Source organism: Aminobacter sp. MET-1 (genome assembly GCF_026521175.1).
GTDB lineage: Bacteria > Pseudomonadota > Alphaproteobacteria > Rhizobiales > Rhizobiaceae > Aminobacter.
Map to the genome: position 1 here is coordinate 30469 of NZ_JAMSHL010000035.1, position 10643 is coordinate 41111.

General features: G+C 59.0%; 14 protein-coding genes. 8 read left to right on the top strand and 6 right to left on the bottom strand.

All coding sequences use genetic code 11. The features are described from left to right. Nucleotides 1–28: 28 nt before the first annotated feature. Both NDO48_RS27920 and NDO48_RS27925 read right to left on the bottom strand, forming a co-directional pair. Complete coding sequence (locus NDO48_RS27920) at nt 29–430, bottom strand: hypothetical protein (protein ID WP_026227350.1); 402 nt, start codon at nt 428–430, stop codon at nt 29–31. A gap of 144 nt (nt 431–574) precedes the next feature. Then, nucleotides 575–823, bottom strand: coding sequence for a hypothetical protein (locus NDO48_RS27925; protein ID WP_026227349.1), 249 nt, complete (start codon nt 821–823; stop codon nt 575–577). 385 nt (nt 824–1208) lie between these two features. Between NDO48_RS27925 and NDO48_RS27930 the strand changes: the two genes are divergently transcribed. From NDO48_RS27930 to NDO48_RS27940, 3 genes are all read left to right on the top strand, one after another. After that, on the top strand, nt 1209–2801 hold the full coding sequence (locus NDO48_RS27930) for a hypothetical protein (protein ID WP_018428733.1): 1593 nt from the start codon (nt 1209–1211) through the stop codon (nt 2799–2801). After that, nucleotides 2798–3247 (top strand): hypothetical protein, encoded by a 450-nt coding sequence (locus NDO48_RS27935; RefSeq protein ID WP_018428732.1) that lies wholly within the window; start codon nt 2798–2800, stop codon nt 3245–3247. Before NDO48_RS27930 ends, NDO48_RS27935 begins: the two co-directional genes overlap by 4 nt. A gap of 241 nt (nt 3248–3488) precedes the next feature. Continuing rightward, nucleotides 3489–4268, top strand: coding sequence for a LamG-like jellyroll fold domain-containing protein (locus tag NDO48_RS27940; RefSeq protein WP_018428731.1), 780 nt, complete (start codon nt 3489–3491; stop codon nt 4266–4268). 180 nt (nt 4269–4448) lie between these two features. On the opposite strand, the gene NDO48_RS27945 is transcribed toward NDO48_RS27940, so the two are convergent. From NDO48_RS27945 to NDO48_RS27960, 4 genes are all read right to left on the bottom strand, one after another. Further along, nucleotides 4449–5204, bottom strand: coding sequence for a glycosyltransferase (locus NDO48_RS27945; RefSeq protein ID WP_018428730.1), 756 nt, complete (start codon nt 5202–5204; stop codon nt 4449–4451). A 147-nt stretch (nt 5205–5351) separates the two neighbouring features. Next, on the bottom strand, nt 5352–6083 hold the full coding sequence (locus tag NDO48_RS27950) for a methyltransferase domain-containing protein (RefSeq protein WP_157632752.1): 732 nt from the start codon (nt 6081–6083) through the stop codon (nt 5352–5354). 242 nt (nt 6084–6325) lie between these two features. After that, nucleotides 6326–7087, bottom strand: coding sequence for a glycosyltransferase family 25 protein (locus NDO48_RS27955; protein WP_323848130.1), 762 nt, complete (start codon nt 7085–7087; stop codon nt 6326–6328). 392 nt (nt 7088–7479) lie between these two features. Further along, nucleotides 7480–7971, bottom strand: a complete 492-nt coding sequence (locus NDO48_RS27960; protein ID WP_018428726.1) for a CatB-related O-acetyltransferase — start codon at nt 7969–7971, stop codon at nt 7480–7482. 487 nt (nt 7972–8458) lie between these two features. Here NDO48_RS27960 and NDO48_RS27965 point away from each other — a divergent pair, with 487 nt between their 5' ends. The 5 genes from NDO48_RS27965 to NDO48_RS27985 are packed head-to-tail and all read left to right on the top strand — an operon-like array spanning nt 8459 to nt 10308. Then, nucleotides 8459–9319: a hypothetical protein gene (locus NDO48_RS27965; protein ID WP_018428723.1), complete on the top strand. Its 861-nt coding sequence runs from the start codon at nt 8459–8461 to the stop codon at nt 9317–9319. Between the two features lie 2 nt (nt 9320–9321). Further along, nucleotides 9322–9534, top strand: a complete 213-nt coding sequence (locus NDO48_RS27970) for a hypothetical protein (RefSeq protein ID WP_267322822.1) — start codon at nt 9322–9324, stop codon at nt 9532–9534. Next, nucleotides 9531–9758, top strand: coding sequence for a hypothetical protein (locus NDO48_RS27975; RefSeq protein WP_018428721.1), 228 nt, complete (start codon nt 9531–9533; stop codon nt 9756–9758). Before NDO48_RS27970 ends, NDO48_RS27975 begins: the two co-directional genes overlap by 4 nt. Next, a complete protein-coding gene (locus NDO48_RS27980) occupies nt 9752–9970 on the top strand; it encodes a hypothetical protein (protein ID WP_157632750.1) in 219 nt (72 codons plus the stop codon). The genes NDO48_RS27975 and NDO48_RS27980 overlap by 7 nt, the downstream gene beginning before the upstream one ends. After that, on the top strand, nt 9967–10308 hold the full coding sequence (locus NDO48_RS27985; protein ID WP_157632749.1) for a hypothetical protein: 342 nt from the start codon (nt 9967–9969) through the stop codon (nt 10306–10308). Before NDO48_RS27980 ends, NDO48_RS27985 begins: the two co-directional genes overlap by 4 nt. Nucleotides 10309–10643: the final 335 nt, after the last annotated feature.

A 10643-nucleotide genomic window follows, 5' to 3' on the forward strand; every position in this document is an offset into this window, starting at 1 on the left:
GAAATAACCCTCGCTTTCAAGGTTTGCCCTAGTCACAGACCAAAGAGTTCAAACTTCCATCCAAAACGGTATGGCAACGGCCGCTGTCTATGGCTTTCATGCGCCAGCTGATGCCGGGGATGTCGTCGGTGAGCATGGCCAGGCCAAGGCACAGCACAGCAAACGTCACGATGCCGATCATCCAGCCCAGCCAATCCTTGCTGGACGCCCTTGCCATTTTGATGCCGATCCAGGCACCGGCTGCCATTGCGGCAATCGGGCAGCCAGAGTGCAGCAGATAGGCAACAAAGGTCTCGGCGACCCCAACCACGAAATCGCGCTCGCCCCATGCGGCGCGAACGGAGTCGAGCAGCACCATGTTGGCGATGCCGGATGTCCACCTCGCCCAGGCCGGCCATTCCGACCATCGGTCAAACAAGCGAACAAGCATTGGCGCCCCTAAGGTCGCTGCGGTCCGAGGCCGCATGCGCGACCGGTTTTATGCTGATTTCACCCAGGACGATCAAGATTAGCGCAGATCATCTTGACGTGCCGTGTCTCTACATCTGCGTCGGCGGTGCCTGTCGTCATTAAGTCAGAACAGTTCGCCGCCGGTTCCGTAACCATTGATGAAACGGTCCAGCAGGCCCACGGAAACCATGATGGCGGTAAACGCTCCGGCGAATATCCAGAGTATGGCCGTCGGATTCTTGCGCAGAAAACGGATGTTCTCCTCTCTGTTTTCTGCACGAAAGAATGACCGGTACAGGATGAAAAGCGTGATCGCCACGGCGCCGATGGCGGCGTGGATCCATGAGAACCAGACAAGGAATGTGTCGAGCATCGGCGCAGAATCCTGGGTCACGGCAGATGGAAGGAGAAATCGTGGCGCCGTTCAACGTTCCGCCAACTGATCCCGTCCTGCATGGAAGAGGGCGTTTCGGATCTCCGCAGCGCGGGGCGTGATCTTCCGGCCCCCGGTTGTGATCGGGCCCATCCGGCAGACCATGGCAGCCGGCTCAACAGCGCAACCTCTCGAGGGCCGGCCCGTGTCGGGTTTCCCGGCTTGTTGCGCTGGTTGGCAATAGTTGCTCCTGAACAAACGTCGATCGACGTCGAGCCGCGCCTGTGCACCGTTGATGCCAAGCGCAAAGAACATCGGCATTTCCTTTGACATCACCACCCTGAACAGCTCGCCTCGGCGAGCCGCTTTGCTTTGAGGATAAGACATGGCGACAGAATTCGACAACGCGCTGCATTGGGGTCTTTTCCTCACCGGCACCACGCTCACCGGCGAAACCGGCAAATATGTCCGGGTGTCCGAGCTGGTGCTGTCGGCGCTCAGGGCGACCGGCGTCTTCAGCAACATGGTCGACGGCATCGTTGCGCCTGACATCGACAGGCTGTGGCTCGACAAGAATTTCGATCCTGCGATCCTGAAGGAATGGGACGCAACCGGCGCCTCATGGGTGCCGATGACCTATGGCCGGCTGTTTGGCCGTGCTGCCGTGGACAAGCTTGCGGTGACGGGCGGGACGGGCAACGCGGTCGTCGTTTCCCAGCCCGCGGGTTTCCAGGCGGCCAGGCTCTATCTGATGACGCCTTTGGCCGACAACAGCGGTGCTGCGACGATCAACGTGTCTGGCGTCGGGACTTATCCGGTCAAGTACGGCGATGGCTCGGACCTCGGGGCTGTCGAGTTCAAGGCGGGACGGCAGGCGGTGCTGTTCTTTACCGGCACTCGGTTTGAGGTGCTTTTCCCCCTGGCCCTGATGTCCGCCGCTGTTGTCGCCGCGCAGGCATCAGCCGACGCTGCAGCAGCCAGCGCTTTGCTGAGCCAGAAGTATGCGGCGAACCCTGAGGACGTCGAGGTCGGGCCCGGGCTGTACTCATCGCGGCACTATCTCGCGAAGGTGATCGCCTACTGGAGCCTCATCACCAACACGCTTGGCGGCTGGATACATGGTGCTACCGACAAGCCGACACCGACCGGAGCAGACGAAATCGGCATTGCCGACAGCGCGGGCGGCCTGTGGGGGCTCAAGAAGCTCTCTTTGGCAAATCTAGCCGGGTGGCTGAGTTCGCTGACGCAGACGCTGACGAATAAGACGCTTGATGCGGCAAGGCTCATCGGCACCATCACTCATGACAAGACCGATCCCGTTCCGGTGTTCGGACCCATACTCGACGTGTTCTGGGACAGGATCGGTGCGGCAACGAACGTCGTCTATCAGGTTGCGATCTCGACCCGTAGCAGCACCAACGTCAAACGCCTGGTTGCTGCGTGGGGTGCGGCAGTTAGCAGTGTCACCAACGGTGCTGAAAACGTTACTTTCTATTGGCAAACGATCACCGGGGGTACTCTTGCCACCCGAATGCAGCTTGGCGCGGGCCTGTTCACAGCAAATGCCACGGGAGGTGACAAGGGTTCGGACACTATCAATGCCAAGGGCTTTTACGTCGATGGCGTTTTGATCCCGTTTCAGAAAGAGTTTGTCAGTGGTCTGCAAACGGTTACAGCAGCAGGTCGCCTTACCATCGCCCACGGATTGGGCTTCACTCCGAAACTCATTATCGCAGAGCTTGTTCTAACGGCAGCGGTGGGGGGATATGCTAACGGCGACGTGATAGAGTACACGGGCGCTCCGGTAGCGTTCGCTTCGTTCGGATATGGTCAAACCATCAGAAAAACGACGGTCAACATCGAGGTGCAGTACGGCGACTACACGTCAGGAATATATTGGCTCCATGTCAGAAACACCGGTGCTCCTGGCGGAATTCCGAACAATCAAGTTCAGATCAGATTCAAGGCATACGGATGATGGAGCAGACAGCGAAATTCTATGTCGACATTCGTGGCAGCTACATCGGTTCTTTTGACGGAGGTTGGCTTCGGTCTCTGGTTCCCGACGAGAATGGCAACGAAGCACCGCCGGTTTGGATATCTCCAGAGATTCCGGTCGGTGCGATTGAGGTTCCGATACCACCTGAGCATGGGGGGCAGACCTGGGACCATGGAACCATGACATGGAGTGTCCCCCCAGTTCCCGTCACCACCCTGTATGCCGTGGATCTCTGGTCGCGACTGACGAACGCCGAAGCCGAACAGGTCGAAGGAGCCATGGCGACGCAGCCGGTACGCGTCCAAAGCATCTTTAAGGCGGCGACGTCATATCGCAGCGATCATGAACTCTGGCCGCTTCTCCAGGTGATCGCGGTTGACCTGTTCGGCCAAGCAAGAGCCGCCGAAATCCTAGCTTCTTCCTAGCCGGCGCATAAACCATCGCTGCCTAAGTCTCAGAGGCAATTGCGCCCCCACCGCAATCTGAGGCGGTCTCTGAGCAGTTCTACGCGTGTTCGGAAGGTCGCTTTCGCCAAAGCGGTACCATCGGCTTGTCGAGCGGCGGTTTTGTCGGCATGGCCGCAGTCATTGCAAATTCAAGATCGTAACCATTGTCGGTCACAACACACTAACCGGTCGCACTATCGTAAGCTGGAGGACTTCAAAATTGAAAAAGCTCGGCAACCTGTTGGCGCTCTTCCTCGCTGCAATGCTCGGCGCCCTTGCCGCGCCTGTCATCCCGACCATCGCCAATGTCTTCACGGGCTTCGAAATCACAGACCGAGGCATCCTGACCTATGGTGTGCCATTCGTCCGATCTGGGGCGGAGTATGGTAACAACCAGCCGACAGCGTTTGATATCGGGCCGCGCGGTACCCCGGCTGACAATGGTGGCAGCGGCAAGGCGTGGATCGACGTCTGCAACGCGGACTTGATTGCCAACCAGAATGCTCCGGTGACCTGTGTCTACTCGGGTGCCTGGGGCGGCCAGATGCAGCTAGGCACGCGGAGCTTTAACGGCGCGGCCGAGATGCCGCTAAAGCTGCGGATTGGCGTCGGTGAGTTGAACGCGAATGGCCTAGTTATTTACGGCACTGTCACGGCGAACGCCTTCGCGGGCGCTCAGCCTCCGGACGAGGGCGTTGAGAATTTCGCTGGTGGCGGCCAGTTCCGGGCGATCCCGCCCACTCCATTCGGTGCAGGCGATTTCTCCTATGCCTCCTGGGTGAATACTGCCCAAACCAGCTGGGCCGACATCCTCACCCAGGCCAACAGCTATTCGGACTCGAACTGGCATGGCCTGCTGCTCAACGTCAGCGGCCCCGGGCAGATGCAGTGGTATGAGAACACGACCGCGAAAGTCTCGACGTCAACGACCGGGTTCAATGATGGTCAGTGGCACCACGTCGCCATCACGCGCCGCTGGCAACCTCCGCCTGTTCCTTGACGGCCAGCAGAAGGGAGCCACTGTCGCGTCAACATTCTCGTATGGGAACGCCTCAACCGGCCTTCTTCTCGGTGCTCCGAGCTATGCCGGGGGTGGCTCGTTTGTCGGCAAGGTAGACAATTTCACCATTGCCAATACAGCGATGTGGGCCGCTAATTTCACACCACCGGCGAGGTCAAGCTAGCGGAAGGGAACGATCCGCTGGACGGCTTGGCGAGCCCATGTCTTAGCGATCCGGAAGGGATCTCTGGATTTTTCACCCACTGGTAGGAATGGGTCGTGAATGTGCCTGTCATCGCCGATGTGATGGCAAAATCCGGGGACGAGGTAGGCTGTCGTCAGTCCCTTCGCCCTATATCGCAGGTCGATGGAGTGTTCGTCATTAAGGGAGTTGAAGCCGCCAATCGACTGCCAAGTGGCTCGACGTGTCAGTGACGGGTTGAAGGTGAAGGATGCCCACGCCTCGAGATCGTCGATCTTGAGTTGCATCGCCGTTGTACCGCCGACATCGATAACTGTTGGCTCTCCAAGATGTTCGTAAGGGCTGTTACTGAAGTGGCGATATAGGCAGGCCGAACTCCTGACCGAAACGACGCTGACATTTTCCAACGCGTGTAGTGCGTCGAAGCATCGATTGAGAAAGGGAACCCTGTCGAATTCCCAATCATCCTCGCAGTGAAAGATGTACTGGGTCTCTACGAGGGAATACATTTCGTCGACGGTTGCTAGTTGACCTTTTCTCCATTTGTGATGGATTATCGTGGCATCCGGACAAAGTCGCTTTGCTATAGCCGTCGATGCCTCATCACCAAAATCATTCGCAATGATTATCTTCGCGAAGCTATTTGCCGCAAGCAGGGAGCGCAATGTCTTTTCCAGCAGATCGGGTCGGCCGCCGGCAGTTAGGCATAGCGTGATGTTGTTGTCATACTTCATGCTTTGCGTGAAGCCACTAGCGGTTAAGACTCGTCTTTGATTTGGTGCGGAAGTGGAGTGCTGTCCCGCCTGCCGCTTAGGAAGCCGGCGGTGAAGCCGGCTGCAAAGATCAGTAAGCCTATGCCTGTGTAGAGCAGGGCGGTCATATCAGGCGACACCACTTGGACGGCTCTTCATGCCGAACATCTTGCGGACGCGGTTTCGAAGCTTCTTCGCTTCAAGATCGCTAATCTTGCTGGTCTTGTGACCGAACAGTTCGGGGTGAACCAGATCGACGGCAGCCGCCGGGACGGGTGAAAGTCCAAGACGCTCCCCAATCTCTTCCTTGGCGATGAAAAGCAGGTTTTGCTTGTACCAAAAGGGAACCACGGGGTTGCCCCAAATCTTCGGGCGGATGGCATCGTAAATCTTAAAGCCATGGGCTTCGAACCGTGCAGCCCATGAGCTGGGCCACCGTTCGTTGATGTGCGACTGGCCGTCCTGACCTGGGATTGCAGCCGAAAAAAGAATGGCTGGCGCCTGGCGTGTCAGCCAAGCAACTGCCCGTTCGCCGGCAGAATCGGAGATATGTTCGAGCACCTCAGTTGAGATTGCGAGGTCAAACGTTGCGTCAAGATCCGGAAGTTGGCCTTCCAAATCTGCGCGAACAAACTCGTTAATTTCGATCAAAAGTTGATCAGCGGGAACCCATGGCCCATCTATGCCGACGACCTTCGTGGCCCCGAACTTCTTTGCGGAGGCAAGCCATGTGCCTACGGCAGTGCCCAGGTCGACTACTGATTTCGGCTGGAGGGCTGGAAAGATAGTGCTCAGGATCGCATCAGCGACCGGCGTCTCTTGCGAGCGTAGTTCAAAGAACTTTGTATCGTATTGCGCCAAGATGGTCCCCAAAGAAATCGGCGATTGCCTACGCTTAAGGCGTCAAACATTCAATGGGGGATTTGGCGATTTGTGCATGATATTTTCTTATGCCAGGTGGCGAAAAACTTTGGATGCAAAAAATTACGCTGCGTCAGGGGCGTATTTCTCTTTCTGCGGTTGTTTGAGAAAGTCATCATAGCGATGACGCACCTACGCAGGGCGCTCCGCGCTCCGGTCCTTACAGGACGGGACGCCGCAGTTTAGTCGAACCGCACAATCGTTCGCTCGATGCCAGCCAATTTCCACCTGATTTGCCGAAAGGGCCGCAACAATTCATCCGCGAACTTCCGATGAATCGGGCGCTTGGGCTTGGGCTTTGACGCCCCGTCTCCATGCCCGAGAAGACTTGTGAACGCCCCATCGTCTCCGATGTCGTCAAAGATGCTGCGTTGCAACACCGGCGCAGGCGAAATCTGGTAGACGACGCCTTCCGACAGATACGGCTCGGTAAACATATAGTGGTCAACCGGAGCTTGAAATGTTGCGGTCAAGGATAGCAAACGCTCTGCCTGATCCCGGCGAATGATGTATCCGGCGGTACCGAGGTGATTGGAGACAAGGCGCTTCAAAACGCGGGATTTCGCAGCGATCGGACGGCCAGCAAGGCGGATCTTGAAAAGAACTGTCTCCAGTTTGACAATTCCCGCCTTTGGCGGGATCCATCCGCGGTCTTTCAGCAACGGCGAAATGCCGCGGCTCAACCTGGCATCGTCCTCAAAAACCGCAGCGAACTTGTCCTGTGATGCCACCAACCGGCGCCAAGCCTCTCGATGGCTTAGTAGGCACCCGATTTCACCCAGGCCCAGAGGGCTGCCCGAGTACTCGCTACGAGCAAGCGTCGCCCCGTCCACCGCAGGGATCCTGACAAAGTCAACGCCAATCGTTTCAAACTGCCCTCGCATGAAATCGAGCCGAGCAGGGGACCGGTCAAGGTTAATGAGAAATGTCTTCACAGTGCTCACACAAGTATGACGGGTAAGCAAGTCATTCCCATATACAGGCGCGCGAAGCTGGGCTCAAGGACACATCCAATCCGGACGTCGCGAGGCGGGTTCTAGCCCCTGACGATGACGAAACCGAACCTTCGCAACTGTCTCTGAATTTGCCGCCCATGGCTTGCGCCCTGCCGGAATGACGGCGGCTGACATTCCCACAACATAAGGAAATCCCACGGACCGTAGCGAGTTTAACACGGCCTTGTGCGCGCTCGTCTGGCGTGTTTGGATCTGTCGCAAGACGGCACGTGGCTGATAATCGTAGCGATCATGATCTTTGGCCACCATTGGAGATGGTCGCTGTGCACCTGTTCGATCAGGTACGAGCTACCAAGATACTGGCCCTCTCTCAGGCCTGATCATTCCGCCGCCATCGGCGGTGTGCGCCAACCCGGCAGATGCCGATCAAGAAGCGCCTCGGGCCGACCCATAAGAACGTCCCTGTTGGCCCTTAGCTGTTCGTGGCTCCAGTCCCACCAGCGAACTTCCAGAAGCCCACGCACGACCTCGGCAGGAAACCTGAGCTTGATGAGTGTTGCCGGGACGCCACCAACGACAGCGTACGGAGCAACATCCTTGGTTACGACGCTCCCCGCGCTGATGACAGCGCCGTCCCCAATACGGACGTTGGGCATGATCATGGATCGCTGACCAATCCAGACGTCGTTACCTAAGATTATCGGTCCCTTGAAGATAATGCCTTCAGATTTGCTCGCGCCGAAGAAGTGCGGCGGGGCAGTCGTGGTCCTGCCGATACTATGATCGGTGTGGGCAAAGAAGGCGACGTCCGGGCCGATGGAGCAAAACGAACCGATGGTTAGTGGTTCGTCCTCGGCCCGATAATGGTTCATGCGTTCAAGGTGGGCGCCATAGCTGTATCGGCCGATCTCTATGCCAAGAAGCGGCGCCTGATCACGGCGTTTCTTCTCGGGCCAATAGTCACGAAGTCTGGGCTCTCGCAGTCCAATCCGGGTTCGGAATTCTCTAAGAAAACCTATCGTTGCCTCCTAGTCCGGCTTGGTGGCTTCCACTTCGGAAGCTCCCCCTTCTTCACCGATACCACGTTCTGGGTCGGAAATTGAACCGGCGTATCGACGCCTGTCACAGGTGGATGACAACTGTGCGTTCATCCAGCGCATGTGCCACTTCGGCATGTATGACGACAGTCTCGGCGTTCTCGATTTCGGCCATGCCCAGGATCCGTGAGCGGTCAAGATCGCCAAGGCGATGACTGGACCCCGTAGTCGGGTGGTTTTCCCGTATCCGGTCATCCGCAGGCCGCCAGAAGGCCGACAACGCGCCATTTTCCGCCATTTTTCAAACAACATGAGGAACCCCATGGACCGTAGCAAGTTCTACGCGGCCTTGCGCGCGCGTTCGTCCGGCGTGTTCGCAACGTCGCTTTCGCAAGGCCAGGTGGCCGGCCTCGAAGCGCTGCTGAGCGAGATACAGGCAGCCGGCCTGCCGCTTCGACAGGCAGCCTATGTGCTGGCCACACCTTATCATGAAGTCGGCTCGAGCATGGCGCCGAAGACCGAGAACCTGGTCTATTCGTCGGCCGAGCGCATCCGGGCCGTCTGGCCGAAGCGCTTTCCCGGGCTTGGCGATGCGCTGCCCTATGTCCGCAACCCGCAGGTGCTTGCCAACAAGGTCTATGGCGGGCGCATGGGCAACAGCGGTCCGAACGATGGCTGGCTCTTCAGAGGCCGCGGTTTTCCGCAGATGACCGGCCGCGAGAATTATGCGCAATTCGGCGAACTGCTCGGGCTCGATCTCTTGGGCAATCCCGACCTTGCCGGCGAGATCGACGTGTCGGCCCGCATTCTCGTCGCCGGAATGCAGCGCGGCCTGTTCACGGGCAAGAAGCTGGCCGACTTCATCTGTGGCGACAAGGCCGACTATCGCGGCGCCAGGGCGATCATCAATCCCGATGTCGAGGCCAATGGCGACAAGGTCGCCGGTTACGCCAGCGCCTTCGAAGCAGCTCTGCGCGCCGGCTTCTATCTCGGCCTCGCACACCGGCCGCGTCCGACGATCCCGGCGGAGAACGACGAAATGCCGGGCGATGTCCCCGGGCCGATGGTCGTTCTGCGGCCTGCCAAAACAGCGCCGGAGCCGCCCGCCGCCGGGGGCGTCCGCTTCTTCTTCCAGCTCATCGCCAGGGCGCTGGCCGCGCTCTTCCTGCGAAAGGGTCACTGATCATGTGGAGCCGCATCAAACACTTCTTCAAGGACAGCGAAACCATCTTCTGGGCCCGTCTTCAGGCCGCTGTTGGCGCGGTTGCCGTGGCGGTCACATATGTTGATCCGTCGGTGCTTCAGCCCGTCATCCCGGCCGACTGGTTCCCCTGGGTGCTGGTGGCCAATGGCGTCATGACCGAGTATCTGCGCCGGCGCCGGGAGCCGAGCCGATGACCATCCTCGGCTTCATCCTCTCCAATCCCGTCCTCATCGCGATCATGGGCGGCCTGCTGGCTGCCCTGGTGGCCTTCCTGAAGGGCAACAGCCGTGGCGCTCGCCTGGAGCGCGACAGGCAGGCCAGGGCCGAACAGAAGGCGAGGGACGTTGCCGATCAGGTCGACAACGACATCGGCGCGCTGCCGCCGAACAGAGCGCGTGAGGAGCTGAAGAGATGGTGAAGCGGATGATCGGCTGGATTGTCTGGCTGTTGATGCTGATCGCGTTCGTCTCGGGAATGGCGGCATGCACCAGGGCCACGGGCTCATTCTGCGACATCGCCAAGCCGATCCGTCTGGCCGATGTGGCGCAGGACGCATTGTCGGACCAGGAGGTCGCCGACGTGCTGGCCCACAATCGAAAGGGGGCCGCGCTGTGCGGATGGCGTCCGTGACCGCCAGCAACATCGAAATCGAAATTGGCAAGCTCATTGGCGCAGTTGCCGCACTGAGCGACAGCCACAAGGATGCCTCCGAAAGCCGCCGCAGGATGCACGAGGAACTGCAGGCCCTGACCTTGGAAATCCACACTCTGCGGACAGAGGTGAAGGGCCTCAATGAACGGTTGGATGCCATCGAGCCGGGCGTGAAGGACTATCTTGGCATGCAGCAGCAAGTGGCAGGCGCGGGCAAGCTCGGCAGGGCGCTGTGGTGGCTTGGCGGCGTGCTCCTGGCTGCAGCGTCGTCAGCTGCAGCGATGTGGTGCCAGATGACTGGCCGGCCGCCGCCGTAGTCGCGGCCACCATGACCGGCTGTTCCCCGCCCCCCGCCGCCGCAAAGTGGCGGGGCTTTTTTCATTCTTGCCTCGGGCTCCGTGCCCGGCGAGTGTGGAGGAAAAGCCGATTTAACATGGTGCAACGTTCGACCCCGTGACCTTAGGGCGCCTCGTCGAAAGAAGGATGAACAGTCCCACGCTACTTCAATCTGGAGAACCGAAATGCCGAGTGAAGCCAACGGATTGGATCGACGCGATTTCATGATCCTTGCCACCGCCAGCGCAACCGCCCTGATATCGACCGTTGCTGCGGCATCCGCGCAGGATACAGCGACTGCAACGCAGGCGCAGGC